The 24,884-nt window shown below is 69.9% G+C and carries 22 protein-coding genes and 1 pseudogene; 16 read left to right on the top strand and 7 right to left on the bottom strand.

The genetic code is table 11. The annotated features are described in order from the left end of the window. The 3 genes and pseudogenes from D7V77_RS10935 to D7V77_RS10925 form a co-directional block, all read left to right on the top strand. Window positions 1-185 (top strand): annotated as a pseudogene (locus D7V77_RS10935) (hypothetical protein); the annotation flags it as partial. Between the two features lie 70 nt (window positions 186-255). After that, window positions 256-495 carry a GIY-YIG nuclease family protein gene (locus tag D7V77_RS10930; RefSeq protein WP_120576211.1) on the top strand — a complete coding sequence of 80 codons (240 nt, stop codon included), beginning with the start codon at window positions 256-258 and terminating at the stop codon, window positions 493-495. A 188-nt stretch (window positions 496-683) separates the two neighbouring features. Then, window positions 684-1,088, top strand: coding sequence for a hypothetical protein (locus tag D7V77_RS10925; protein ID WP_126934565.1), 405 nt, complete (start codon window positions 684-686; stop codon window positions 1,086-1,088). Window positions 1,089-1,098: 10 nt separating this feature from the next. Here the strand turns inward: D7V77_RS10925 and D7V77_RS10920 are convergent, their stop codons facing one another. Then, window positions 1,099-1,404, bottom strand: a complete 306-nt coding sequence (locus D7V77_RS10920) for a hypothetical protein (RefSeq protein WP_120576204.1) — start codon at window positions 1,402-1,404, stop codon at window positions 1,099-1,101. Between the two features lie 92 nt (window positions 1,405-1,496). Between D7V77_RS10920 and D7V77_RS10915 the strand changes: the two genes are divergently transcribed. Both D7V77_RS10915 and D7V77_RS10910 read left to right on the top strand, forming a co-directional pair. Then, window positions 1,497-1,778, top strand: a complete 282-nt coding sequence (locus D7V77_RS10915; RefSeq protein ID WP_120576203.1) for a hypothetical protein — start codon at window positions 1,497-1,499, stop codon at window positions 1,776-1,778. Between the two features lie 10 nt (window positions 1,779-1,788). Further along, window positions 1,789-2,268 carry a hypothetical protein gene (locus tag D7V77_RS10910; protein ID WP_120576202.1) on the top strand — a complete coding sequence of 160 codons (480 nt, stop codon included), beginning with the start codon at window positions 1,789-1,791 and terminating at the stop codon, window positions 2,266-2,268. Window positions 2,269-2,277: 9 nt separating this feature from the next. Here the strand turns inward: D7V77_RS10910 and D7V77_RS10905 are convergent, their stop codons facing one another. Both D7V77_RS10905 and nudC read right to left on the bottom strand, forming a co-directional pair. Beyond that, window positions 2,278-2,970: a radical SAM protein gene (locus D7V77_RS10905; RefSeq protein ID WP_120576201.1), complete on the bottom strand. Its 693-nt coding sequence runs from the start codon at window positions 2,968-2,970 to the stop codon at window positions 2,278-2,280. A 44-nt stretch (window positions 2,971-3,014) separates the two neighbouring features. Beyond that, window positions 3,015-3,845, bottom strand: coding sequence for an NAD(+) diphosphatase (gene nudC / locus D7V77_RS10900; RefSeq protein WP_120576200.1), 831 nt, complete (start codon window positions 3,843-3,845; stop codon window positions 3,015-3,017). Between the two features lie 91 nt (window positions 3,846-3,936). On the opposite strand from nudC, the gene D7V77_RS10895 reads away from it, so the two are divergent. After that, a complete protein-coding gene (locus tag D7V77_RS10895) occupies window positions 3,937-4,161 on the top strand; it encodes a hypothetical protein (RefSeq protein ID WP_120576199.1) in 225 nt (74 codons plus the stop codon). A gap of 30 nt (window positions 4,162-4,191) precedes the next feature. On the opposite strand, the gene D7V77_RS10890 is transcribed toward D7V77_RS10895, so the two are convergent. Continuing rightward, complete coding sequence (locus D7V77_RS10890; RefSeq protein ID WP_169821022.1) at window positions 4,192-4,653, bottom strand: FKBP-type peptidyl-prolyl cis-trans isomerase; 462 nt, start codon at window positions 4,651-4,653, stop codon at window positions 4,192-4,194. 132 nt (window positions 4,654-4,785) lie between these two features. Here D7V77_RS10890 and D7V77_RS10885 point away from each other — a divergent pair, with 132 nt between their 5' ends. Next, window positions 4,786-5,997 carry an MFS transporter gene (locus tag D7V77_RS10885; RefSeq protein WP_120576210.1) on the top strand — a complete coding sequence of 404 codons (1,212 nt, stop codon included), beginning with the start codon at window positions 4,786-4,788 and terminating at the stop codon, window positions 5,995-5,997. Window positions 5,998-6,001: 4 nt separating this feature from the next. On the opposite strand, the gene D7V77_RS10880 is transcribed toward D7V77_RS10885, so the two are convergent. The 3 genes from D7V77_RS10880 to D7V77_RS10870 all read right to left on the bottom strand — a co-directional run bounded on the left by D7V77_RS10880 (window position 6,002) and on the right by D7V77_RS10870 (window position 9,849). Continuing rightward, window positions 6,002-6,439 (bottom strand): GNAT family N-acetyltransferase, encoded by a 438-nt coding sequence (locus D7V77_RS10880; RefSeq protein ID WP_120576197.1) that lies wholly within the window; start codon window positions 6,437-6,439, stop codon window positions 6,002-6,004. A gap of 14 nt (window positions 6,440-6,453) precedes the next feature. Then, the gene (locus D7V77_RS10875; protein ID WP_120576196.1) at window positions 6,454-9,321 is read right to left on the bottom strand and encodes a TonB-dependent receptor; all 2,868 of its coding nucleotides are present in this window, start codon (window positions 9,319-9,321) and stop codon (window positions 6,454-6,456) included. Between the two features lie 84 nt (window positions 9,322-9,405). Beyond that, complete coding sequence (locus D7V77_RS10870; RefSeq protein ID WP_120576195.1) at window positions 9,406-9,849, bottom strand: HIT family protein; 444 nt, start codon at window positions 9,847-9,849, stop codon at window positions 9,406-9,408. 152 nt (window positions 9,850-10,001) lie between these two features. Between D7V77_RS10870 and D7V77_RS10865 the strand changes: the two genes are divergently transcribed. The 9 genes from D7V77_RS10865 to D7V77_RS10820 all read left to right on the top strand — a co-directional run bounded on the left by D7V77_RS10865 (window position 10,002) and on the right by D7V77_RS10820 (window position 24,864). Then, a complete protein-coding gene (locus D7V77_RS10865) occupies window positions 10,002-11,645 on the top strand; it encodes a carboxypeptidase-like regulatory domain-containing protein (RefSeq protein WP_120576194.1) in 1,644 nt (547 codons plus the stop codon). A 197-nt stretch (window positions 11,646-11,842) separates the two neighbouring features. Further along, the gene (locus tag D7V77_RS10860) at window positions 11,843-13,654 is read left to right on the top strand and encodes an Ig-like domain-containing protein (RefSeq protein WP_158624379.1); all 1,812 of its coding nucleotides are present in this window, start codon (window positions 11,843-11,845) and stop codon (window positions 13,652-13,654) included. Between the two features lie 116 nt (window positions 13,655-13,770). Next, a complete protein-coding gene (locus D7V77_RS10855) occupies window positions 13,771-14,727 on the top strand; it encodes an Ig-like domain-containing protein (RefSeq protein ID WP_158624378.1) in 957 nt (318 codons plus the stop codon). Window positions 14,728-14,855: 128 nt separating this feature from the next. Further along, complete coding sequence (locus D7V77_RS10850; protein ID WP_147452038.1) at window positions 14,856-15,467, top strand: hypothetical protein; 612 nt, start codon at window positions 14,856-14,858, stop codon at window positions 15,465-15,467. Window positions 15,468-15,641: 174 nt separating this feature from the next. Next, window positions 15,642-16,112: a response regulator gene (locus D7V77_RS10845; protein ID WP_120576209.1), complete on the top strand. Its 471-nt coding sequence runs from the start codon at window positions 15,642-15,644 to the stop codon at window positions 16,110-16,112. Window positions 16,113-16,231: 119 nt separating this feature from the next. Beyond that, a complete protein-coding gene (locus D7V77_RS10840; protein ID WP_120576190.1) occupies window positions 16,232-20,047 on the top strand; it encodes an SUMF1/EgtB/PvdO family nonheme iron enzyme in 3,816 nt (1,271 codons plus the stop codon). A 187-nt stretch (window positions 20,048-20,234) separates the two neighbouring features. Beyond that, window positions 20,235-21,200: an ADYC domain-containing protein gene (locus D7V77_RS10835; protein WP_120576189.1), complete on the top strand. Its 966-nt coding sequence runs from the start codon at window positions 20,235-20,237 to the stop codon at window positions 21,198-21,200. 257 nt (window positions 21,201-21,457) lie between these two features. Next, entirely contained in the window at window positions 21,458-23,332 is a 1,875-nt protein-coding gene (locus D7V77_RS43670; RefSeq protein WP_158624377.1) for a hypothetical protein, read from the top strand. 251 nt (window positions 23,333-23,583) lie between these two features. Further along, window positions 23,584-24,864 (top strand): efflux RND transporter periplasmic adaptor subunit, encoded by a 1,281-nt coding sequence (locus tag D7V77_RS10820; protein ID WP_120576187.1) that lies wholly within the window; start codon window positions 23,584-23,586, stop codon window positions 24,862-24,864. The last annotated feature ends 20 nt before the right edge of the window (window positions 24,865-24,884 follow it).

Raw genomic sequence — 24,884 nt, 5'->3', positions numbered from 1 at the left:
GGGCAGGGGGCAGCCTGGTAGGCGTGGTGCACGAAACGCAGGTGCTGGCGGGGTGGCGGACGGATCCGCTGGCGCAGGTGTCGGACGTCATGGCGCGGGTTCGCAAGACTCACGCGGTCCGCAGCCAGAAGCGGCGGCTGGCGCGCCTGCACGGCAGGCGTGGGGACAGGCAGAAGCTTTTCTGAGGGGCTCGGTCCTGGCTGTAGAGTGGGGCTCGCCGTGTCGGAAGCCCCTCCCACCGCCTGGACCGTGTACATGCTGCGCTGCCAGGACGGCACGCTCTACACGGGTGCCACCAACAACCTGGAGCGTCGCCTGGCCACGCACGGCCGGGGCAAGGGCGCCGCGTACACGCGAGCCCGGCTGCCGGTGACGCTGGTGTGGAGCGAGCCCGCAGAGGACCGGAGCACCGCCCTGCGCCGCGAGGCCGCCATCAAGCGGCTGACGCGCGCGGACAAGTTGCTGCTGTTCACGCGGCGTCCGGGACGGCGTTGACGCACGTCCCCCCGCCTTGTTGGCGGAATGGGTTCTCTTCACGACGCGGGATGCGCGCCGAGCGACAGTTGGCGCGGCGCCCGCGGGTGTTTCATCGCCTGCTGATGAAACGGCCGGGGCCTTCGGGTGGGTGTACGGAACGCCAGGGGCCGAATTAGGGTGTGGCCTGTCCTAGCAGGGGGAAGTCCATGTCGCGTTCTCGCTCGTTCTTGTTCGCTTTGCTTGCCCTGGGTCTGGGGAGCGTGGGGTGCGGCGCTCCCAACCACCAGCCCGTCATCACCGCAGGACCGCGCCCGTTGGGCTCGCCGTCCACGCCGGGCGGACTCAAGTTCGAGGAGGGCACCGTCATCCAGCTGCAGCTGGAGGTGACGGACGCGGACAACGACGAGATCTACTTCCGCTGGACGCAGAACCCCTCGAACGCGGGCGGCGTGTTCAGCAACGCCAACATCGCCACGCCCACCTGGACGGCGCCGGCGCCGCTGGAGGACCCGAACCAGCCCATCTACCTCTACGTGGAGGTGGAGGACCACAACGGGGGCGTGCTGTTGGGCCAGTCGCCTCCGCTCTTCATCCTGCGGAAGCAGCAGTAGCGCGCAGGCCTCAGGCGGCGGTGGCCGCGGGAGGCGGAGAGCCCGGACGCTGCTTCGCGCGGCTCCGGGCGCGCACGGCGAAGAGGATGGCGGCCACCAGGCCCACGCCCGCGCCAATGGCCGCGCCCATCAGCTGCGAGTGCATCAGCGACGCCGTCACGCTGCGCACCACCTCTGGCAGGTTGCACATGGTCTGCGTGGCGAGCGGCGTGCTGTTGTTCCACTCGATGTAGGAGGGGGCCGCCAGCGACGCGATGAAGGTGCCCAGCAGGGTGCCGGCCAGGATGAAGATGAGGAACGTCTTGAGCATGGCCATGGTGGGGACCTCCTCGGCGGGTGGGCGGCGGGCCGTCCTTAGTATGCGCACGCCCGCCGCGAAAGGGGCGAAGGCGTGCTAAGGGGGCGGGTGTGCCGCTCCTGCCACTCGCCATCCTGTTCGGGGTCGTCTCGCTCGTGTGCGCGGCCCTCCTGCTGACGCACGCCTTCCGCCGCAGCGTGGGCACGGGCGTCATGGTGCTGCTCATCCCCTGCTACATGCTCGTCTACGCGTTCAGCCAGTTCGAGCACCCGCGCAAGAACCTCATCGTCGCGGGCTTCGTGGCCAGCACGGTGCTGACGGCGGTGTTCCTGGGCATGGGCGCGCACGGCATCTCGGCGGCGATGGCCCGCATGCCGCCCCCCGGCTTCTAGGCCTCCGCGCATGACCGCGAGCCCCACGGGTGCCCGCTGTGGCCAGCATCCGGACGCGGCCGCGGTGGCCCTCTGCGCGCGCTGCGGCGGCTACCTGTGCGGTGCGTGCACGGAGGTGCTGAAGGAGACGGCGTACTGCGCGCCCTGCGCCGAGCGGCGCTTCCAGGACATGCGCCCATCGCGCGCGGTGCGGCTGGCGCTGCTGGCCAACGTCCTGGGGCTCCTGTTGCTCGTCGCGCCGCTGTGGATGTTCTCAGGGGGGAGGCAGGGCGAAGGGACGACGGTGCTGCTGGTGCTGATGGGGGCGTTCGCGGCGGCGGTGGCGGGCACCCTTATCTCCACGCGGAAGCTGCGGCGCCGCGAAGAAGTGGGCGACCGGGGCTTCGCCATCGTGCTGCGCGTGCTGTCCGCGGTGAACCTGCTGGGGCTGCTGGCGTGGGGCGCGCTCATCGCCGTGGTGCTGACGACTCTGAGGCGGCACGGGCCCTGAGGGCGCGCGTCACACGCCGCGTTCGTTGGGGTCCCAGAGGTACTTGTGCATCTGGAGCTGGAAGCGCACCGGCAGCCGGTCCTCGATGATCCACTCCGCCAGCTGGCGCGGGTGGAGCTTGTCGAAGATGGTGGAGAACAGGACGCCGTAGGGCTTCTTTCCCAGCTGGTGCTCCTGCACGAGCGCGCGCGCCCACTCGTAGTCCACACGTGAGCCGATGACGATTTTGAGCTCGTCGTTGGCGTTCATGGACGTGAGGTTGCGGTAGTCGTTGCGGTCGCACTCGCCGGACGACGGCGTCTTCATGTCCACGATTTTGTGGACGGCCGGGGGCACGAGCCGCACGTCGATGGCGCCGCTCGTCTCCAGCAGCACCTTGAGGCCTGCGTCCAGCAGCGCCTCCATCAACGGATACACGCCGGGCTGGAGCAGGGGCTCGCCACCTGTCACCTCCACGGTGGGCGAGTTCCAGGCCAGCGCCTTCTCGACGACCTCGGAGACCTTCATGCGGCTGCCGCCGTGGAAGGCGAACTCGCTGTCGCAGTACGTGCAGCGCAGGTGGCAGCCGGTGAGGCGGATGAAGCCGCACAGCATGCCGGCGTGGGACGACTCACCCTGGAGTGAGAGATAGAGTTCCTTCACCACGACGGAGTCGGCGGTGGGGACGCGGCGGGGCTCGATGTGCGGGCGTGCGGCAGGCATGGCGTGCGAAGGGGCGCATCAAGCGCACCCTTGGGGGGAAGGGGTCAAGCCCGGCGGGCCTTCACCCGGTCGATGAAGGTGTCGATGAGGTGGCGCGCGATGCTCAGGCGGGGCGGGATGCGCGGCAGGTCGTCCACGCCGAACCAGCGCGCCTCGGCGATTTCCTTGCCGTCCACGACGACATCGCCGCCCGCGTACTCGGCCATGAAGCCCACCATCAGCGAGCGGCCGAAGGGCCACGGCTGGCTGCCGAAGTAGGTGACGTTCTTCAGGTCCACGCCCACCTCCTCCTTCACCTCGCGCAGCACGGTCTCCTCCAGCGACTCGCCGGCGTCCACGAAGCCGGCGACGGTGCTGAAGAAGGGCTCCGGGAAGGACGCGTTGCGCGCGAGCAGCATCTCGTCACCCCGGGTGATGAGGACGATGACCGCCGGAGCGATGCGCGGATAGAACGGCGTGTGGTCCACCGGGCATCGGCGAGCGCGTTCGCCAGGCACGAGCTGCGTGGCCGCGCCGCACTTGCCGCAGAAGCGGTGGTTGAGGTCCCACTCGGAGATGGAGAGCGCGCGGCCCGCCACGGCGAAGGTCGCCTCGTCCACCTGCTTGTAGAGCGAGCGGGCGGGCACGAACTTCAGCCCCTCTGGCGGCGTGAAATCTCCCGGCATTGCTGCCGCATAGCAGTCCGTGTCGTCGAGCATGCCCAGGAAGTGGGCGCTGACCGCGGCCTCCGGCAGGGCCGAGCACCGGGGCAGGTCGAGTCGGCCGTCCTGCTCGGACACGAGCAGGTCCATGCCGCGCGTGGCGAACAGGAGCGCGATGTCGCGCGAGCGAGCGGGCGGTTCATAGCCGGGCTGGAAGCGTTTGAGGGGGCTCACGGGGCGACCTTAACGGACAGCGCGGCGGGGCGCCGCGCGCTATGCTCCGGCCGCCCGCCACCGGGCATTGCCCGCCTGGGAGCCTTCGACCGTGAACGCCCTCATCCTCCGCGTCATCTGCGGCCTGCTATTCGCCGGAATGGTGCTGGGCGTGGTGAACCATCCCCCGCAGGACCTCACGCAGGGGCTGGGCATGATGCTGCCCGCGACGATGCTGCTGGGCGTGGCGCTGAAAGGGCCGAAGGGCCGCTCCACGATTCCGAAGAAGCGCTCGCCTCCGGCACCGCCCGTGTCCGGGGGAACGCCCGGCGTTTGAAGTCCACGCCGGGGCCCCTCGTCACGCGCATCAGAAGATGTTCATCAACTCCACGTCGAAGACGAGCACGGCGTCGCTGGGGATGACGGGCGCGGAGCCACGCGAGCCGTAGCCCAGGTCGGAGGGGATGACGAGCTTGCGCTTGCCGCCCACGCGCATGCCGACGAGCCCCTCGTCCCATCCGTCGATGACCTGGCCCGCGCCCACCGAGAAGGTGAAGGCCTCACCGCGCGAGCGGCTGTTGTCGAACATGGAGCCATCCGGCAGCCAGCCCGCGTAGTGCACCTGCACGCGGCTGCCCTTGACGGCCTCCTTGCCGGTGCCCACGACCAGGTCCTGCGTGTAGAGGCCGGACTCGCTCTTGTTCATCGCGGACAGGTCCACGCCCAGGGAATCGGCGTAGGTCACGTCCGCGGGGTCACCCGAGGAGGATGAAGAGTCACCACAGCCGGCCAGGGCCAGCACCGCGCACAGCAGGAGGGAACGAAGCATGGCCCGCAGCCTGCCGCGCGCGGGCCCCGTGGGGAAGGGGGGCACGCACGGCCTGCCCGCCCGGACGGTGCTGGGCGCGCAGGTCCTGCTTGAAGCGCGTCCATGCGGGGCTTATCCGTTGCGCCGCCCGCCATGCAGACGCCTTCCGACCCCGCGCCTTCCGCTTCGCTCCGTCCCTCTCTCGTCTGGCTGATGGCGGTGGCCGGCGCCGTCACCGTCGCGAACCTCTATTACAACCAGCCCCTGCTGGGAGACATCGGACGGACGCTGGGTGCGGACGGGAGCGCACTGGGTCTGGTGCCCACGCTGACGCAGGTGGGCTACGCGGTGGGCATGCTGTTCCTGGTGCCGCTGGGCGACAGCCTGGAGCGCCGCAAGGTCATCCTCCTGTTGTGTGGCTGCGTGGGTGTGGCGCTGGTGGTCGCGGGGCTCGCTCCCAGCCTGCACGTGCTGGTGGCGGCGAGCTTCGCCATCGGCGTGACCACGGTGGTGCCGCAGATGATCATCCCGTTCGCGGCGCAGCTCGCGGCGCCCTCGGAGCGCGGACGCGTGGTGGGCACGGTGATGAGCGGGTTGCTCATCGGCATCCTCTTGTCGCGCACGGCGGCGGGCTTCGTGGGCACGCACCTGGGCTGGCGCACCATGTTCTTCGTGGCCGCGGTCTTGATGGTGGTGACGGGCGTCGTGCTGCGCTTCACGCTGCCCGCGCAACCGCCCTCGGTCTCCATGCCCTATCCCCAGTTGATGCGGTCGCTCATCCACCTGGCCCGCACGGAGCCGGTGCTGCGGCTGCACGCGCTGCTGGGAGGGCTGACCTTCGGAGCGTTCAGCGCGTTCTGGGCCACGCTGGCGCTCTACCTGCGCTCACTGCCCGGGCACTACGACGCGCAGGTGGCGGGCCTCTTCGGCGTGGTGGGCGTGGCGGGCGCGGCCATCGCGCCGCTGGTGGGGCGCTACGCGGACCAGCGAGGGGACCGGCGCATCAACGCGCTGGCCATCGCCGTGCTGCTGGCGTCCTTCGTCGTGCTGTGGCTCGTGGGGCACTCGCTGTGGGGCATCGCGCTGGGCGTGGTGCTGCTGGACCTGGGCGCGCAGGCGAATCAAATCGCCAACCAGGCGCGGGTGTATTCGCTGCGGCCCGACGCCCGGAGCCGCCTCAACACGCTCTACATGGTGACCTACTTCGTGGGCGGTGCCGCGGGAGCGTGGGCGGGCATGACGGCGTGGACGCGCGCGGGCTGGCCGGGCGTGTGCGCGGTGGGCGGGGCGATGTCGCTCACGGCTCTGGTGGTGGTGCTCTGGAGTGGCCGCCGTCTGCCGGCGGCCCAGGCCTCCGCGACCTGAAGCCTCAGATGTCGCGCTGCATGTTCCGGTGGGGGATGCCCACCTCTTCGTAGAGCTCGCCGTACGGCGCGTAGCCCAGGCGCTCGTAGAAGGGGACGACGGGGGCCCGCGCATGCAGGTGGACGTGGCGGAAGCCGCGCGTGCGCAGCTCCTCTTCCAGCGCGCGCACCAGCTTCGCGCCCAGGCCCTTCTTCTGCAGCGAGGGCGACACCGCCATCTGGAAGAGCCGGCCGCCGTGCGCGTCCTCCGGGTGGAAGAGCACGCAGCCCAGCACGTCGCCATTCGCGTGGGCCACCAGGTGGAGGCTGGCGTCCTCGAAGGGGAACTTCACGTCCTCGCGTGCATGGCCCAGCGGCTCGCGAAGCACGCGGAAGCGCAGCTCCAGCTCGCCCGCGTAGAGCGGATGGCGGGGGTCGATGAAGTCGAAGCGGAGGTCATTCATGGCGCGGGAGTCTGTCAGAAGCTGCCGGTGAGCTGGAGGTTGAAGGTGCGGCCGTACTGCGGCACGGGACCGGCGGACACGTCGTCGCTCACGACGAAGGCGTAGCGCGAGTCGAGCAGATTGTTCACGCCCGCGAAGTAGCGCAGCCGGCCGTAGTCACCGGACACGCCGAAGCCCACGAGCAGCGCCTCCCCGCTGGCCGCGCCAGCGACGCTCGGCACCCGGGCGCTCTGGTAGGTGGCCTGCGTGGCGATGCGCATGTCGCCGTTGCCCACGGGCAGCAGGAAGCGTCCGGAGGCCAGGTGCGCGGGCGCGGCCTCCACCACGTCCTGCGAGGCGTTGCGCAGCGTCACGTACGAATAGCTCAGGTCCACCAGCAGCCAGCGGCCCGGCTGCCAGTGCAGCCCGGCCTCCGCGCCCCACGCGAGCGTCTCGCCGGAGTTGTTCGCGTAGACGAGGCACTGGGTGGGCGCGCTCTGGGTGCCGCAAGCGGGCGTGGCCGCGGACTCGGTGGTGAGCGTGACGAGCTGGGAGATGCGGTTGTGGTAGCCCGCGACCGTCAGGCGCAGCTCGTGCGTCAGGTCGTGCGAGTGCTCCACCTCGAAGGTGGTGATGGTCTCCGGCTGCAGCGGCCCCGCGGGGCGCTGGGTGAGGAGGTTGTCCTCGTAGAACAGCTCGTAGACGTTGGGGGCGCGGAACGCGCGGCCGATGACGAGCTTGGTGAGGCCCTGCTCATACGGCCGGCCGATGACCGCGAGCCGGGGCGTGAGCGGCAGCGAGTCCAGGTCGGAGTACATGTCCACGCGGAAGCCCAGGGACAGGCTCAGGCGCGGGTGCAGGCGCCATTCGTCCAGTGCGTACACGGACACGAGCGAGCGCGTCCGCGAGCCCAGTGACGCGGCCACCGCGGGGCCCACGCTCTTCTGGTCCACGCGCAGCTGGGCCTGGCCCTCCACGCCCACGGTGAGGCGGTTGGCTTCGGACAGGACCGCCAGCAGGCGCGCCTCGCCGGTGAGCCAGTCCGCCGCGCCGGAGTCGGTGTTCGTCACCGCGTTGTCGCCGCCGTCGTAGTTCCAGTGGCCCTTGTAGCGGCTCAGGTCCAGCGCGCCGCGCAGGGACAGGACGAAGCGCTCGGACAGGGGGCGTTCGTACTTGGCCTCGGCGAAGCCGCGCACGTCCTGCACGCGCGTGCCCTGCGCGCCCACCACGGTGCCATAGGGAGCGGTGGGCACGTCCTTGCTGCGCCCGTGCAGCCGGGCCACCAGGGACAGGTTGCCCAGGCGAGCGCGCAGCGAACCGGTGCCGGCCCTCTCGCCGTCCAGGCCGGTGACGATGGGGCCCGAGTCGCCCAGGCGGGTGGTGTCCGCGCCGTGGGACTTCATGCCCGCGAGGCTGAAGAGGACGGAGCGCTGGGGGTCCTCCCACGACGTGGTCGCGTGCACGAGCGTGGAGCCCAGCGCGCCCACGGCGCCGGTGATCTCCAGCCGCCGGTCCAGGCCCAGCGACTCGCGCGGCACCACGTTGATGACGCCGAAGAACGCGCCCGTGCCGTACAGCGCGCTGCCGGGGCCGCGCACCACCTCGATGCGCTCCACCTCTTCCAGGTCCACGCTGAGGTCATGCGCCGCGTAGCCCTGGCCGGCCCACACGTCGTTCATCGCGTGGCCGTCCCAGAGGATGAGGATGCGCGTGTTGAGGTCGCCCGGCGGAGAGAAGCCGCGCACGCCCAGGTACGTGTACGTCCGGTCGTCGGTGAGGAAGAAGCCGCGCACGCCCGCCAGCGCCTCCGCCAGGGTGCGCCAGCCGAACGCGCGCAGCTCCTCCGGCGTGAGCACGGTGGTGGAGGCGGGGGCCTCGTCCACGGACAGGAGGCGCTTGGACGCGGCGCGCACCGGAGGCGGCTCGTAGCGCAGGGTGGCGTGGACCTTCACCTCCTGGTCGGGGATGACGGTGACCTTCTGGCGCACGGGGCGCACGTCGCGGCTCTCCACCTCCAGCACGTGCTCGCCCTGCGGGAGGGTGACGACGGTGGGGGTGAAGCCCGCGGGCCGGCCGTCCACGCGCACGGTGGCTCCGTCGTGGTTGGCGGTGACGACGACGCGGCCGCTGGGCGCCGTCTGGGCGGTCAGCGTGACGGCGAGTGGCAGGGTGCCTTCGGCGGGCACGTCGATGACGTACTGACCGGGAGCGTGGCCGGGCGCGCGCACGTGCAGCACGCGCTGGCCCGGAGACAGGCGCAGCTTCGCGGGGATGCGGCCCAGGACGGGGCCGGTGGGGCTGTCGCGCACCTCCGCGCCCTCGGGGCTGCCGGTGATGTCCACCATGCCGGTGATGAGGGCCAGGTCCAGGTCCACGGGCACTTCCCGGCCCCGGACGAGGGTGACGGCGGCCTCGGTGGGGCGGTAGCCGGACTTCTGGACCAGGACCTTGTGGCGGCCCGGCGACAGCGCGAGCGTCTGCGGCGAGCGGCCCCGGCTGCCCAGGTCCGCGCGGTCCACGAAGACCTCCGCGCCGCGGGGATTGGTGGTGACGCGAACCAGGGCGACCTTGGGGCGCAGCCGCTCCAGGGAGCGGGTGACCTCCGAGGCGTCCTCGGCCGGCAGGTCCTCGCCGAGCAGGTCGTTGTAGTAGCGGTACGCCTCGTTGAACTTGCCCAGCGCTTCGAAGCAGCGCGCGATGTTGAAGAGGACGTTGCGGTTGGGGACCAGCCGGTAGCTGGTGAAGTACGAGCGCAGCGCCTCGGTGTAGTTGCCGTGCGAGTAGGCGTCGTTGCCCAGCTCGAAGGCGATGTCCGCCTCATCCGCGTTGTTGTCCGCGAGTGCGGGACCGGCGGTGAGGAGCCAGAGGGACAGCAGCCAGGGACCGAGGGGGAACGCACGCATGAGGGCGCCGGCATTCTTCCCCCGATACGGTGTCAGGTCCATGACACTGGCCAACCCGGAAGAGCACCGCACGCCCGGCGTGGGTCAGCGGGCGAGCGCCGCCGCCAGCCGCCGGGCCGCGGCTTCCAGCGTTTCCGGCGAAAGGTGCTCCGCCGGGACCGCGTCGAAGGCGCCCCGACCCCGGAGGTGGGACGGGGTGTCCGCGAAGCGGGGGACGAGGTGCAGGTGGAAGTGGCGGAGCACGTCCCCAATGGCGAAGGCGTAGACGTGCTCGGCGCCGAGCACCTCGCGTTGGGCGCGCATCACCCGGGCGGCGAACGGCCCCAGCTCCCGCGAGGCCCCCTCGTCCAAGTCATACCAGCCGCGCACATGCTGATCGCTGGTGAGCACCACCCAGCCCGGGACGGGGCTGGGGGACGCCACCCCGTGGAGGACGAGCCCGGGCACCCGCGCGAGCACGCCACCCGGTGGGTGGACCTCCCCGCGAACGATGGCGCAGCCCAGGCAGGGGTCGTTGACGTCTGACATGGCGAGTCATCCTGGTTCGGGGCGCTTGGAAGCCCTTGGGTAAAATTCACCCCACCTTGACGGCGTGGGCCCGGGTCGGGGAGTGTCCGATTTCCGCCCTTTTGGGAGCAGCTGGGGCGTGAAAATTCCGTCATAAATTCAAGGTGGGGACGATGAAGAAGCAAGTGCTGATGGCCGTGTTGCCGCTGATGGTTTGGGGGTGCGGTGACCCGACTGACGCGGACAACGATGGTGTCGCGGACGGTATCCGTGATCCGAACAACGTGTCGGTGGTGGTGCCTTCCACGCCGAAGGGCACGGTGTCGGGCCAGGTGCTGAGCACGACGCTGCAGCCGCTCGCGGACGTCACGGTCGCGATGACGATTGGCAGCCAGCCGACGGGCAAGTCGGCGACGACGGATGCCAGCGGCAACTTCGTGATGACGGACGTGCCGGCGGCCGCGCAGGTGCTGCTGACGTTCAGCAAGGGCGGCTACTCGACGCTGCGTGCGTCCTCCATCGTGCCGGCCGCCGCGGGCACGGTGCCCATCAACAACGGCAACGCGAGCTTTGGTCCGGTGACGCTGACGCAGCTGAACAGCTCGCTGGCCGTCACCGTGGTGACGCCGCAGGGCCGTCCGGCGGTGGGCGCGAAGGGCGTGCTGGAGGTCGACAAGGCGGGCTCGGTCATCCTGAGCAACTACGACTCCGTCTCCTCCGTGGTCAGCAAGGTCTACGTGGAGGCCACGGCGGACTCCAACGGCATCCTGACCTTCAACGGCATCCCCTCCGGCGTGGAGCTGGCGCGCCTGGGCGGCACGTACAACCTCTGGATCGCGCCGATGGACACCAACGGCGACGGGGTGGTGGACACGGGCGGTTACACGAAGAGCTACTCGGGTGGCTCCATCGTGGGCTCCCAGGCCACGACGCTCGCGCAGCTGAACTTCTCGAAGCCGTCGGGCGTGGGGGCGCTGAACATCGAGGGTGGCAACGTGTCCAGCCTGAAGGGCGCCGCGGAGGTGGATCCGCTCCGCAACATGGTGCGTCCTGGCGAGCCCATCTACGTGTACTTCAACCAGCCGGTGCAGCCGGGCTCGCTGCTCGTGCGCCTGACGGACGAGTACGCGAAGGAGTCGCTGCCGGTGACGGCCTCGGTGAACGTCGGCGGTTACTCGGCGACCATCACCCCGGGCAACGGCATCGTGCAGGAGGGCAAGGAGTACAACATCTTCGTCCGCGCGGTGGCCGCGGAGGGTGGCAGCAACTACAGCCAGACGGGCTTCTTCTTCGGCGGCGACCAAGCTGCTCCGAAGGCGGTGTCCATCACGGACGTCCGCTACCAGGAAAACACCACGATTGCCCCGACCAACATCCAGCTGAACAGCGGTGAGACCGTCTATGTGACGTTCTCGGCGCCCATCAAGGCCCTGATTGGCACTGTGGCGCAGGTCTTCTTCAACGACGACCTTGATGGCAATGGGATTCTGGGCAACGTCGTGGGCGAGATTGGAAATGCGCAAGGGTTCTACCTCTACTCGGCTGAGCCCACCGCGCCGTATGTGACGGGCACTCCCGCCGAGAAGCCTGTCTTCGGCATCCAGCCCTCGTCGTACAGCACGCGCTACTACTTCGTTTATGGCGGCGCGACCTCCTTCGGTCAGTCCCAGAGCAGCAAGCTGACCTTCAAGGTCGAGTTCGGCAAGCTGCCCCAGCAGGGATACAGCGATGCCTACGAAACCATCTGGGGCCAGTCCGTCAACGCGGATGTGGATGGCACGGGGATGGTCATGCAGAAGAATCCCGCCGCTCCGTAGGCGCGTGACCCGTAGAACCTGAGCAACGCATTGCCCCTGTGAAGCCCTGGCTTCACAGGGGCATTTTCATTGATGACAGGACGAAGGGTCCTGTCAATGAGACACGGCATCCCGGCGCCGAGACTGCCCCGCGCGTCATGGACCAGGGGATTCCCTGGGAATGCGGCCGAAGCTTCGTGGATACGATCTTGCTTCAGATGGAACTCATGCTCCCAAGTCGGTTCTACCTTGCATTGCTCATGCTGTTGCTGACGTGCGCCTGCATCCAGATCCCAGAGCTGGGGCCTGGTGCCTCGCCAGATGCCGGAAGCGTGGATGCGCGTCCGGTGCTGCTCAACTGGACGTCTCCAGCCGCGAACAGCATCACCAACGGCACACTGCGGATTCAGGTGGAGGTTACTGGGCCCGAGCCTGACCGCGTGGAACTGCTGGTGGATGGGGCTGCTGTCGAGACACTTGAATCCCCATACGCACTGGATTGGGAGACCTGGCGCTTCGCCGAAGGGGCTCATGTCCTGGTCGTGCGCGCTCTGCGAAATGAGCAGGTCTTTCTAAGCGCTGAGCGCAATGTCGTAGTGGATCGGACGCTGCCACGCCAGATTGGCCAGACCCCCGTCAACGGCGCCTCCGAAGTCCCAATACAGACACCCATTCAAGTGACCTTCTCCGAGTCATTGAACCCCGCCACCGTGAACGGGCAGTCGGTCCAATTGATGACGGATACCGGACCCCTGGCGGCGGAGGTCCTGCTTTCAGCGGATGGGCGGACGCTGACCCTGAGCCCGGCTTCTCCGCTGCCGGTCAATGCGCGGGTTCGCGTGGTGATGGCCAACACGGTCGTGGATCTTGCCGGAAACCGGCTGGAGGCTTTGTCCCAGGATTGGGCGTGGTTCGTGCCTGCATATCTCCAATGGGGAGAGCCCCAGTTCGTAGGGAGGTTTGAGGAGAGCAGCATTGGAGACACGTCACTCCGGGTGGGAATGGATGCCCTGCCCATCGTGGGCTGGGCGCAGGACGGTTCGGTTCATGTGAAACGCTGGAATGGCGAGGGCTGGGAGTATCTGGGCGGTCCCATGAAAAGCGGCGCGACCCCCGCTGCCTGGGGCAACTCACTGCAGGTCAATGCTGACGGGCGCCCGATGGTGGCCTGGTTGGAGTACTCCTCAGTCCTCAGCCAGAGCCAGGTCCATGTCCGCGGATGGAATGGATCAGCATGGGCCCCCATGGGCACGGTCATGACGACCAGCCTTGCTCAGAGCGGTATCCCGTGGATGGGTTTTACGTCCAGAGCCCAGGCGCTTCCGGTCGTGGCATGGCACGAAGAAAACGCTTCACAGGCGCAGGTTGTCTTCCGCCAGTGGGACGGAAGCAATTGGGTGGCCAAGGCCGCGCCACTGCCAATGAAGAGAGGCGCGACCATCAATTACCTGGGGTTCGACCTTGATGCCTCGGAGAGACCCGTCGTCTCTTTCCGGCAATTCGAATCGAGCACTGGCGACGTGGGGCGGGTGATGCAGTGGAACGGGACTTCCTGGACCGAAATCTCCACAGGGCTTGGCCTGCTGCCGGTAACCCGTGTCATGGGGCGGGACGGGAGCGTGCTGGTGGGAGGGACTGCCTTGGTCAATGGCGCCTGGACGGGACTCGTCAGGAAATGGGATGGGGGCGCCTGGGTGACGGTCGGCGAACCGTTGGCGGGCATCGCTGGCGGGACGTCCCGGACCGTGGACGCCATTGCACAGGACTCCCAAGGAGCGCTGATCGTGCTCGTGACCGAAGCTCCCTCGGCGACCCAGACGGGCAGCCGGATTGGGCAGACGCGGCGCTGGACGGGAACCCAATGGGAGTCCCTGGGCGAGGTCTTGAAGCCGGGCCCGGGCAAAGTGCTGTGGGGGCTGCCTGACTTCGCCTTGGCGGGCGATGACGAACCCCTCGTGTCGTGGAACGAGAAGGTCGATCCGGCCGAGACCTATATGTCGGCCATCCACGTCTACCGCCTCAACCACTAGCCCCCGCCCACATGACCTTGCGTCGGTGCCTGCTCGTCTTCTTCGTCCTGTTCCAGGCGAGTGCCTGCCTGGAGATTCCCGAACTGGTCCCGCCTGCCTCCGTGGATGGAGGCGGCGTGGTCGACCCGCCGCAGGTCTCCCTCGCCTGGATGTCGCCGGAGCCGGACGTCTACACGAACGGCCCGCTCCTGATCCGAGTGGAGGCCACGGGCGATACTCCTGAGCGCGTGGAGTTGCTGGTGGACGGCGCACCCGTTGCTGAGCTCCCCCCGCCCAATGAACTGAACTTCGAAACCTCGTCCATCGCGGAGGGGAGCCATGTGCTCACCGCGCAGGCCACTCGAGGGACCCAGGTGTTCACGAGTCCCGGGCGCGGCATCACGGTCGATCGAACCCGGCCCCGGATGCTGACGTGGTCCCCTGCGAGCGGCGCGAACCAGGTGCCCGTGGATGCGGCCATCCACGCAACCTTCTCGGAGCTACTCCTGAGGAGCACGATCAGCGAGCGGGCCTTATTTGTTTCTGCGCCGTCCTCCTTCGTGATTCCGCACATCACTCTCTCGGACGATGGGACGTCGCTGTCGATGACTCCCTTCGCTTTGCGGATCTTGAACACGACGGTCACGGTCTTCGTGACCTCAGGGGTGACGGATCTGGCTGGCAATCCAGTCGAGCCGCCGCAGGAGATGTGGAACTGGCATGTTCCGGCCTACCTTCTGGTGGGAGAGCCCTTGTTCTCCGGAAAGCTCGAGGAGAGCGACATCAGCGAAACGTCACTTCGCGTGGATCAAGACTCCCATCCCGTCGTGGCCTGGACCCAGGACGCGAGCGCTCACGTGAAACGCTGGGACGGTGAGCGCTGGGAGCATCTGGGAAATCCCCTGGGCGCGGGCGCGAACAACCTCCTCTGGAAGAGCACCCTGCAGATGGATGTCGAAGGACGCCCGCTGTTGGCGTCGCTGGAATACGAGGGCCTCAAGGGCCAGATCCAACTCCGGAGATGGACCGGCACGACCTGTGAGACCCTGGGCCCTCCGCTGACGACGACGCTGACCCAGGGACGCATCCGGTGAATGGGACTCAGCTCCGGCGTCCGGAGCCTCCCATCGTGGCCTGGTACGAAGAGGATTCGACGCAGGCGCAAATCGTGTTGCACCAGTGGGATGGCAGCCAATGGAGCCCGAAGGGCTTGCCGCTACCCATGAAGAAAGGCGCGGTCACCAACCGTCTGGGCTTCGACCTGGATGCACTGGAGCGTCCTGTCTTCTCTTTTTGCGAGCTGGGTTCGGGCGTGCCCGAAGTGGGCCGCGTGATGCAGTGGACCGGTTCCTCCTGGGCGGACCTCTCGTCAGGCCTCGAGGGCCTTCCGACAGCGAGTGCCGTGGGGGCCGACGGGACCGTGTTCGTGGGGATGAAGGCCCTCGTGAACGGAGCCTGGAGAAGCCTCATCAAGAAGTGGGACGGCTCGACATGGATTGCGGTCGGTCATCCCCTGGACACCATTGGGCCTGGACTGGACCGCGTCGTGGAGTCCATCACCTGGGACTCTCAACAGAAACTCGTGGTGTTCGCCACGGAAGCGACTTCCTCGTCCGACACCTCCATGCGGGTAGGAGGGCAGGCGCGACGCTGGATGGGAAGCTACTGGAGCTCGCTGGGGGGCGTCCTGATGCCGGGCGCCGGAAAGAAGACCTGGGGGACGCCCGCGTTCGCCCTGGCCGCGGATGACGAGCCCCTCATTTCGTGGACGCAGCGGGTCGATCCGGCCGACACCGTCATGTCGGCCATCCACGTCCACCGCCTCAACGACTAGCCCTACCCCCAGTCCCTCCGCCCACCTACACTGTCGTCTCCTGTCCCCCTGTCGCTTGGCGGACAACGGACCTACCCTCGGATCCGTCCAGGGAAATCTTGCGAGAACGGGCGCTTTCCGGTGGACGTGTTTAGATTCGCTCCGCCCCTCCCCTGCATGCGAGGCCTCTGCTCCATGAAGAACGCGGTCCTGACATCTCCAGAGGGTGAGCCAACCGCGAGCGGTGGGCCCGCTCCCGTGAACTCCGCCAAGCAGCGCGTCCTCGTCGTCGACGACTTCGACGACGCCCGCGAGATGTACGCCGAATACCTGGAGTTCTGCGGGTTTGAGGTGGACACCGCGAAGAACGGCCTGGAGGCCGTGGAGAAGGCCCAGGAGGGGGAGCCGGACATCATCCTCATGGACCTGTCCCTCCCCGTCATGGATGGCTGGGAGGCGACGCGGCGCATCAAGCAGGACACGCGCACCCGTGACATCCCCGTAATGGCCCTCACCGGCCACGTGCTCGCCGGCAACGCCGAGCACGCCCTGTCCGTGGGCGCGGACGAGTTCGTCGCCAAGCCCTGCCTGCCCCAGGACCTGGAGAACAAGATCCGCAACATGCTCAAACCCAGCAAGGCGAAGTCCCGCTCGGGTCAGGAGTAACCCCAGGCGCCGCCCCGCGGTGTCCATGGGTGGACACTCGGGTGCGGTACCCTGCGCCGGGACGGGCTCCCGCGGGCCCCCCGGTTGACCCCCGGACGCGGGAAACGTAGGCAACCCTGGTGGGCTCTCCCGCCTCGTCTTCTCCACCTGACGCGTGGACTCCTCCCGAGGAGTTCGACGAATACCGCATCGTGCGGCCGCTCGGACGGGGACGCACGGGCCGGGTGTACCTGGCGCACGACACGCTCCTGGAGCGCCCCGTCGCGGTGAAGTTCATCCCGTCGCTGGGCTCCAACGCGCTGGCGCGCTTCCTGGTGGAGGCCCGCGCCGCCGCCCGCATCCAGCACCCCAACGTCGTCACCCTGTACCGGGTGGGACAGCTGGAGGATCAGCCGTACCTCATCTCGGAGTTCATCCGGGGCGTCAGCCTGGACCGGCTGGCCCGGCCCGTGTCCTGGGAGCGCGCGCTGGGCATCGGGCGGGACCTGGCCCGGGGCCTGGGCGCCGCGCACCGCCGGGGCGTGCTCCACCGCGACATCAAGCCCGGTAACGCCGTCCTCACGGAGAGCGGCGAAGTGAAGCTGCTCGACTTCGGCCTGGCCAAGCTGCTCGACCGTGCCGAAGCCAGCGAGCCCACCCCGCCTCGTGCGCCCCTGCCTCCGCCGGAGCTGCCCGCGGATTGGGATCCGGAAGCCAGCCCCGCGCTCGGCGCCCGTTCGCTGGACGGCGTCTTCCTGCCGTCCCTGCCGCGCGGCGCGCTGGTGGGCACGCCCTACTACATGTCCCCGGAGGCCTGGGCCGGCGAGGAACTCACCGCGCGCAGTGACGTGTACTCACTGGGCGTCGTGCTCTACGAGCTGTGCGCGGGCCGGGGCCCCTTCCGCGATGTGCCCTGGCGCGAGCTGTCCGAGGCCGTGCGCACCCGCGACGTGCGCCCCCTCCAGGAGGTGGCCTCGTCAGTGGACCCGGGCTTCGCCGCCGCCATCGACAAGTGCCTGAAGCGCGACCCCGCCCAGCGCCACGCGTCCGCCGCGCAACTGCTCGACGCGCTGGAGGCGCTGACGCGCGAGGAGCTTCCGGCCGTCATTCCGGAGGGCAATCCCTACCGTGGCCTCCGCGCCTTCGAGGCCGAGCACCGCGGCCTCTTCTTCGGCCGCCGCCGCGAACAGCGCGCCGTGCTGGAGCGGCTCAAGGCGGAGGCCTTCCTGCTGATGACGGGCGACTCCGGCGTGGGCAAGTCGTCCCTGTGCCTCGCGGGCATCCTCCCGGCCGTAATGGACGGCACGCTGGAGGACGGCCGGCGCTGGCGCACCGCGCGGCTCGTGCCCGGACGCAGGCCCGTGTCCGCGCTCGCCGTGGCGCTCGCGCCGGTGCTGGAGGTGGACGAGGAGCCGCTCGCGGAGACGCTGCGCCAGGACCCCACGTCGCTCGGCCGCAGGCTGCGCGCGAAGCTGGGCACGCAGGGCGGACTGCTCGTCTACATGGACCAGCTGGAGGAGCTGGTGACGCTGTCCCCGCCGGAGGAGGCCGCGCTCGCGGGCGCCGCGCTGGGGTCGCTCACGGAGGCGGCCGGGGGACTGCGGCTGCTCGCCACCGGCCGCAGCGACTTCCTCACCCGCCTCACCGCCGTGCCCGGCCTGGGCCCGGAGGTGCCGCACGCGCTGTTCCTCCTGCGCGCGCTCACCCCGGAGGAGACTCGCGAGGCCATCGTCGGCCCCGCGCGCGTGAAGGGCGTGGGCTTCGAGTCCGAGAACGTGGTGGACGCGCTCGTCGCCTCCACGGCGGCCTCCGACGGCGGCCTGCCGCTGCTCCAGTTCGCGCTGGCGGAGCTGTGGGACGCTCGCGACGAGTCCCGTGGCGTGATGACCCAGGCGGCGCTGGACTCGCTGGGCGGCGTGTCCGGTGCGCTCGCCCGGCATGCCGACGCCGCGGTGGCCCGCCTGTTGCCCGACCAGCGCTCGGCGGCGCGCGGCGTGATGCTGCGCCTGGTGACGGCGGATGGCACCCGTGCGCGCAAGACGGACCGCGAGCTGGTGGGCGACGACCCTCGCTACCGCGCCGCGCTGGAGGCACTGGTGCGCGCGCGCCTGCTCGTGGCGCGTGAAGGCGAGGGCGGCACCGCGTACGAACTGGCCCATGAAGCGCTCCTCACCGGGTGGGCCACGCTGGCGCGCTGGCTGGTGGAGGCGGGCGAGCGCCGCGAGGTGCAGGCCCGCCTGGAGGCCGCCGCCGCGCAGTGGGAGCGCCTGGGCCATGCGCGCGAGTCGCTCTGGGGCCCTCGCCAGCTGGCGGAGACGGAGCTCCTGGAGCCGTCCGAGCTCACCCAGCGTGAGCAGTCCTTCCTCAGCACCTCGCGCAGCACGGGCGTGCGCAGCCGCCGCCTGAAGGTGGGCCTGGTGCTGGGCTTCCTCGCGTCGCTGGGGCTCGTGTACGCGGGCCTGCAGTGGCGCGAGCGCCGCATCCTCGACGTGCGCGTGCGTGGCGAGCTGGCCTCGGCCGGATCGGAGCTGGAGGCCGTGCGCCGTGAACGCGACGCGCTCCAGGCCGAGCGCGCGGAGGCCTTCCAGCTCTACGACACCGGCCACAAGGCGGACGGGGACCGGAGCTGGGCGAAGGTGGCGGGACACGCCGGACAGCTGTCCCACCACTTCGACGCCGTGGCGGACCAGCTGGAGCGCGCGCTGGCGCTGGCCCCCACGCGCACCGACGTGCGCGACGCGCTGGCGGACTTCCTCTACGAGCGCGCCCTGTGGGCCGAAAGCGAGCGCGAGCCCGTGCTGCCCGCGCTGCTCCAGCGCCTGCGCCTCTACGACCCCGACGGTGTGCGCTGGAACCGCTGGAACACGCCCGCGCACCTGTCCCTCCAGGTGGACGCGCCCGGCGCCTCCGCGGAGCTGCGCCCCGTTTCACGCGAGGCCTCGGGTCCGGAGGTCGTGGGCGAGCCCCTGCCGTCCCCGGGCGCGCTCCCCTGGGCCAACCTCACCGTGCCTCCAGGGAACTACCAGCTCACCGTGCGCGCCCCGGGCCACGAGGCGTCGGTGCAGCCGCTGCTCCTGACGCGCGGGGAGTCTCGGAACGTCGTCCTGCCGCTCGTCCGCGAGGGGGCGCTCCCTCCGGGGTTCGTGTACGTGCCCCCGGGCGACGTGCGCTTCGGCAGCGCCGCCGAGTCCAGCGTGCGCGACTTCTTCAACGCCACCCCGCTGCACACCGTGCCCGTGCAGGGCTTCCTCATCGCCCGCCACGAGACGACGTACGCGGACTGGCTCCAGTACCTGGCGGCCCTGCCCGCGGCGGAGCGCGCCTCGCGCCAGCCCAGCGTGGGCACGGGCGGCTACGCCGGGGGCCTGGCGTTGGAGCCGGACGGCAATGGCTGGCGCCTTCGCTTCCAGCCCGGCGGCGTGCGCTACACGGCGCGGACGGGCGAGCCCGTGCGGTACGCGCGGCGCTCGCAGCGCACGGAGCAGGACTGGCGCCAGTTCCCCGTCAGCGGCATCAACTTCGCGGACGCGGAGGCCTACGTGACGTGGCTGTCCACGTCCGGCCAGGTGCCGGGGGCGCGGCTGTGCTCGGAGCTGGAGTGGGAGCGCGCCGCGCGCGGCGTGGACGGTCGCGAGTATCCCCACGGCAACCGGCTGGGGCCGGACGAGGCCAACGTGGACGTCACCTACGGCAAGGATCCGGGCGGCTTCGGCCCGGACGTCGTGGGCAGCCATCCCGCGTCCCGCAGTCCCTTCGGCGCGGACGACATGGCCGGCAACGTCTGGGAGTGGACCCGCTCGTGGCTGGAGCCCGGCCGCCCGGTGGCTCGCGGGGGCAGCTTCACCTTCAACGTGACGAGCGCGCGGTCCTCCAACCGCGAGCTGCCAGAGCCCTCACTGCGCGACGTCACGGTGGGCCTGCGCGTGTGCGCGGACGCGCCCGTGTCCGGCGGTTGAGCGCCACCGGACACTGGAACCCCCCGGGAACCGCTGGCCTCGCCCTGGGGTCTGCTCCAACTGGAAGCCACTGGACGCTGCAAGTGCCCGGATGGGCCTCGTGTGGTTGCCGCTCCCGCACACCGGACTGACCTTGTGCCCTGTAACGCGGTGCGGGTCGGGGTCGGGGCAGGGAAGGGGCATCCAGATGAGGACGTTGCAGCGAGTGTTCGCGGCGTGTCTCGCCGTCGTGGCGGTGGGCTGTGGCACGGAATCGTCGGAGCCCGAGGCTCCCTCCCTGCGCACGCAGGTGGCGGAGGTCGTCTCGCCCAATGGGCGCAACCTCAACGGCCGCAACCTCAACGGCCGCAACCTGAACAACGGCGAGCTGGGCAGCATGCTGGTGTCCGTGGCGTACGCGGGCGCTACCTCCGCCTCCGGCAAGGCGCTGACCAACGTGCGGCTGCAGGGCTCGGCTTTCGTCGGCCTGGACGGCCCCAACCCCGTGACGGGCATGGGCTTCAATGGCGCCCGCTTCGTCGGCAAGCTGGGCGACGGCTCCACCCTGCCCGTGCGCGTGGACAGCATCACCCAGGGCAGCGGCGGCGACAGCGACCTGTGGTCCTACCAAGTCTCCTACCAGGGTTCGGACGGCAGCTGGAACTCCGTGTGCCAGGACGCGAACGGTGGGGCGCTCTCCGCCATCGCCGTGGCCGGCCGCTGGAACTACCTCCAGGGCGTGGCGGGCGGCGGCGAGAAGATTGAGGACGCCACCGCCTTCACCTTCGCCTGCGAGGGCGCCGCCATCGCGAAGTGCATGCACTTTGGTTACAAGCCCTGGGCCACCGTCAACGGCCAGAGCCTCGCGGGTCACCACCAGGCCTGCACCCGCATGGTTCGCGCGGACTTCTGTGGCGACGGCGCGTCGCACACCACCGATGGCCAGTGGGTCAACCTCTACGACGGCGTGGGCGTCCAGACGGACACCGAGTCCTGGAGCACGGAGGCCGAGTGGAATGAGGCCGGCGCGCGTTGCTTCACCTCGGAGACCCGCGCCCACGCGCCCGTGACGTGCTCGGGCTTCAACCCCATCCCTGACTGCGGCAGCACCAGCCACTTCCAGTCCGGCACCCGCCTCATCAGCGAGTCGCCCTACGGGGTCAGCGGCTTGTAGCCTCACCGGCTACAGCAATCCCAGACTTGTAACGGACTAGGTTACAAAATCTGGAAGTCGATGAAAGTCAGTGTTTCATGTTATGAGAACGCTCCATTCGCCTCCGCGTCGCAAGGACCGGAGGGGCATGGGGCGTTTTCCGCATTCACGGAGGGGGACGGGACCGGTGTGTCCGGGGTTCCGCGCACGGTGAGGGGGAGGGCGCCCCATCGCGAGGCTGTCGTCGCGGTCACCCCGTCGTGAGTGGAGCACGCCCCATGAAGCCTGAGCTGTCCCTATTGTGGAAGCATTCCCGGAAGCGTCTGCCGTTCGCGCTCCTGGCCTCGTCGCTGGCGGTGGGCTGTGGCCAGCCCGCCCCGGAGACGTCCGAGACTCCCGCGCCTTCCGCGCCCCAGGCGGACTCCTCCGCCCAGGCCGTGGACCCGTCCGGCAACCTGGAGGTGGCGCTTGGTACGACCCTGCAGGCCCTGGAGGGGGACGAAGCGCGTCCGGTGGTGGAGTCCCTCTTCGCGATTCCCCAGGGCGCGGCCAGCAAGTCCACGGCCACGGTGTTCCAGCTGAAGCTGAAGTCGAATCGCTCGGAGAACGAGGCGTTCCGCGGTGGGACGCTTTCGATGGCGGACGGTGCGCAGCAGCTGACGTTCCGCGACGACGGCCAGGGTGGCGACGCGGTGGCGGGGGACCTGCTCTTCACGGCCTCCGGCACGTTCGACTTCGTGGCGCTCCAGACCCAGCAGCAGCGCATTGCCCAGGCGCAGTCCCAGTCGCAGACGCAGCTGACCACGGCCGTGTTCGAGAACCGCCAGTTGGTGGCCACCGTGCCGGTGACGGCGCTGAGCACGCAGTTCCCGGTGGGCCAGCCCGTGCCCATCCAGCCCATTGGTCTGGCGTCGCTGGTGGACCCGGCGCGCTCGCTCATCATCCGCGCGCCCGGCGTCGTGAACGACACGACGCGCACGTATGACCCGTGCACCGGCGTGGGCAACCCGAACGGCAAGTGGACGTTCAACTACCTGATGACGGAGATGGCGAACCAGCCCTTCACGGGCGTGGCTCCCACCACCTTCGTGCGCGAGTGGCTGCGCCAGTGGGAGCAGCCGCGCACCATCAACGGCTTCGTGAACCCGCCGCGCACGTCCATCGCGGCGAACCTCATCGGGCCCTGGCCGAAGCTGTCCTCCGGCGAGCTGAACCTGGCGAGGTCGCCGTTCAAGCTCATCGCCATCGTGAACCGGCTGGACCTGGCCGGCAGCAACCCGGCCTACGGCGCGGGCAGCGCGGGCGAGGGCCGCTTCATCTTCGCGGCCACCACGGGCACGGGGTCGAGCTGCTACACGGTGCCCTTCCTGGTCATCCTGGAGTACGGGGTGGACAAGACCGGCTGCGTGAACATCAAGACCTACGCGCAGCAGTGGCAGGCCCTGTCCGGGCTGCCGCTGGGCAGCGCGTCGTACAACGCGGCGCTGGAGGCCCTGACGGAGCAGTTCGCCAAGCGCGACCTGTCCCCGCGCAAGCCCAACCGCAGCTCCATCAACCAGGTGCGCACCAACGACGACTGGTTGGCCCACCCGTGGGAGCTGCGCGAGTTCCGTCTCTGGAACGGCTCCATCAACCCGAACTCGTACTCCACCACGCCGCCGCCGGCGCTCGGGCTGCTCAACAGCCACACCGTGGCCCAGACGCCGGACCGCACCCGGCAGACCTCGTTGTTCCCGGCGTACGTGAACGCCAACACAGGGCCCATCATCTCGGGCACGTACTCTGTTCCGCTGCCGTGGGCCGGTGGCACCTTCCGCTCGGGCCGCGCCCTGGTGACGAACCCCGTGGCCACCCCGCCGTTCTGGAGCCTGCCGGCGTCCGCCATCCCCAACCGCCAGGCGCGGCACGTCTTCTCGCTCAACACCTGCGACGGCTGCCACGGTGACGAGCTGGGCACGAACTTCACCCACGTGAGCTGGACCGGCGCGCTGTCGCCGTTCCTCAGCGGCGCGCTCACCGTGCCGGACCGCGCGGACGGGACGCCCGTGCGCACCTTCAACGAGGTGCTGGCGCGCCAGACGTTCCTGGACCAGATGGCAAACCAGAGCTGCCTCACCACGGCGTTCGTGACCGCCGCGCCGAGCGTCCACTGAGCCTCGTCCGGATGTGAAGAAAACGCGGCCTCCGTCCCTTCGCGTGGGACGGAGGCCGTCGTCTTTCCAGCCGCCGTCCGCATGTCTCCCCGCCTGTCAGGGGGACGGGCCGTGCGTGTTCTCCAGGTTCACGGGTGGTGGTGGCACGACTTCCCCGGCCGGGGGGGCGGCACCACGTTTACCCGGCCCCGGGGACCGCCCCCGGGTGGAACTCCAGGGCCAATGGCCCCTGGGGGCCGGGGAGGCAGGCCGTGGAACGCACCGAAGAGACAGCGGGTCTTCGAGCCCGGCGCACGGGTTCACGGTGGGGAGCCGTGCTGGCCGTTGTCTGGTTGGCTGGCGCATGCGGACAGCGCTCCGAGGAGGCCGCCGCGCCCACCGCGCCGACGGTGGTGTCGCTGGGACCGGAGAACGTGGTGCGCGTGGAGCCCCAGAAACTGGAGAACGGTCCCGTCATCTCCGGGACGCTCCAGGCGCGGCGGCTGGCCAGCGTCCGCGCGGAGGTGGGGGGCAGCATCCTGGACGTGATGGCGGACCAGGGCCAGACGGTGAAGGAGGGGCAGCCCCTGGCGCGAGTGGAGGAACACACGCTGCGCGAGCAGGTGCTGGCGGCCAGCTCCAGCCTGCGCGTGGCGCGCAATGCCTTGCAGGTGGCGAAGACGGATGAGCAGCGCAATCAAACCCTGGTCAAACAGGGCGTCATCACCCGCCGCGACTTCGAACGCGCGCAGCTCACACGGACGCAGGCGGAGGGACAGCTGGCGCAGGCGCAGGCGCAGCTGAAGCTGGCGCAGGATCAGCTGTCGCGCACGAAGGTCTCCGCGCCCTTCACGGGCGTGGTGAGCGAGCGGCAGGTGAACGCGGGCGACATCGTCCAGCCGGGCGCGCCCCTCTTCGTCGTGGTGGATCCCGCGACGTTGCGGCTGGAGGCCTCCGTGCCCGCGGCGCAGCTGGGCCAGGTGAAGGTCGGAACGCCCGTGGACTTCCGCGTGAACGGCTACGAGGACCGCGCCTTCAAGGGTGAGGTGGAGCGCATCAACCCGGCGGTGGACCCCGCCACGGGCCAGGTGCGCATCTACGTGGGCATCCCCAACAACGAGCAGACGCTCCTGTCCGGCCTGTTCGCGCTGGGGCGCGTGGCGTCCCAGTCGAAAGAGGCGCTGGCCGTGCCGGTGGACGCGCTCGACACGCGCCAGGAGCCGCCCACCGTGCAGCGCATCTCCAACGGCAAGGTGGAGGAGGTGGCGGTGACGCTGGGCCTGCGGGATGACGTGGCGCAGGCCGTGGAGGTTCGCTCGGGGTTGAAGGCTGGGGACGTGGTGCTGCTCGGCTCCGCGCGCGACCTGACCAACGGCACGCCCGTGAAGCTCACCGCCGCGCCGGAAGGGCCGAAGAAGCAGCGGCCGGTTTCTCCACCGGAAGCCCAGCAGGGCGTGGGCGGCGCGGGCAACGCGTCCGGCGGCAGTGGCCCCTCGCAGGCTCCGGCCGCGGCCGGGACTCCCACGCCTCCGGCCCAGGCACCCGCGAAGTAACGCCAGACCTCTCCACCCCT

This window comes from Corallococcus sp. CA041A (assembly GCF_003612075.1).
GTDB lineage: Bacteria > Myxococcota > Myxococcia > Myxococcales > Myxococcaceae > Corallococcus > Corallococcus exiguus.
Note: the sequence above shows the minus strand (reverse complement) of the source record. Positions and strands in the feature narration are given on the sequence as shown.

What these genes read in the sequence shown, in the direction of transcription:
- D7V77_RS10930 (WP_120576211.1), top strand. Translation starts at nt 256, where the DNA reads ATGCTGCGCTGCCAGGACGGCACGCTCTACACGGGTGCCACCAACAAC.
- D7V77_RS10925 (WP_126934565.1), top strand. Translation starts at nt 684, where the DNA reads ATGTCGCGTTCTCGCTCGTTCTTGTTCGCTTTGCTTGCCCTGGGTCTG.
- D7V77_RS10920 (WP_120576204.1), bottom strand. Translation starts at nt 1,404, where the DNA reads ATGGCCATGCTCAAGACGTTCCTCATCTTCATCCTGGCCGGCACCCTG.
- D7V77_RS10910 (WP_120576202.1), top strand. Translation starts at nt 1,789, where the DNA reads ATGACCGCGAGCCCCACGGGTGCCCGCTGTGGCCAGCATCCGGACGCG.
- D7V77_RS10905 (WP_120576201.1), bottom strand. Translation starts at nt 2,970, where the DNA reads ATGCCTGCCGCACGCCCGCACATCGAGCCCCGCCGCGTCCCCACCGCC.
- D7V77_RS10890 (WP_169821022.1), bottom strand. Translation starts at nt 4,653, where the DNA reads ATGCTTCGTTCCCTCCTGCTGTGCGCGGTGCTGGCCCTGGCCGGCTGT.
- D7V77_RS10885 (WP_120576210.1), top strand. Translation starts at nt 4,786, where the DNA reads ATGCAGACGCCTTCCGACCCCGCGCCTTCCGCTTCGCTCCGTCCCTCT.
- D7V77_RS10880 (WP_120576197.1), bottom strand. Translation starts at nt 6,439, where the DNA reads ATGAATGACCTCCGCTTCGACTTCATCGACCCCCGCCATCCGCTCTAC.
- D7V77_RS10875 (WP_120576196.1), bottom strand. Translation starts at nt 9,321, where the DNA reads ATGCGTGCGTTCCCCCTCGGTCCCTGGCTGCTGTCCCTCTGGCTCCTC.
- D7V77_RS10870 (WP_120576195.1), bottom strand. Translation starts at nt 9,849, where the DNA reads ATGTCAGACGTCAACGACCCCTGCCTGGGCTGCGCCATCGTTCGCGGG.
- D7V77_RS10865 (WP_120576194.1), top strand. Translation starts at nt 10,002, where the DNA reads ATGAAGAAGCAAGTGCTGATGGCCGTGTTGCCGCTGATGGTTTGGGGG.
- D7V77_RS10860 (WP_158624379.1), top strand. Translation starts at nt 11,843, where the DNA reads ATGGAACTCATGCTCCCAAGTCGGTTCTACCTTGCATTGCTCATGCTG.
- D7V77_RS10850 (WP_147452038.1), top strand. Translation starts at nt 14,856, where the DNA reads ATGAAGAAAGGCGCGGTCACCAACCGTCTGGGCTTCGACCTGGATGCA.
- D7V77_RS10845 (WP_120576209.1), top strand. Translation starts at nt 15,642, where the DNA reads ATGAAGAACGCGGTCCTGACATCTCCAGAGGGTGAGCCAACCGCGAGC.
- D7V77_RS10835 (WP_120576189.1), top strand. Translation starts at nt 20,235, where the DNA reads ATGAGGACGTTGCAGCGAGTGTTCGCGGCGTGTCTCGCCGTCGTGGCG.
- D7V77_RS43670 (WP_158624377.1), top strand. Translation starts at nt 21,458, where the DNA reads ATGAAGCCTGAGCTGTCCCTATTGTGGAAGCATTCCCGGAAGCGTCTG.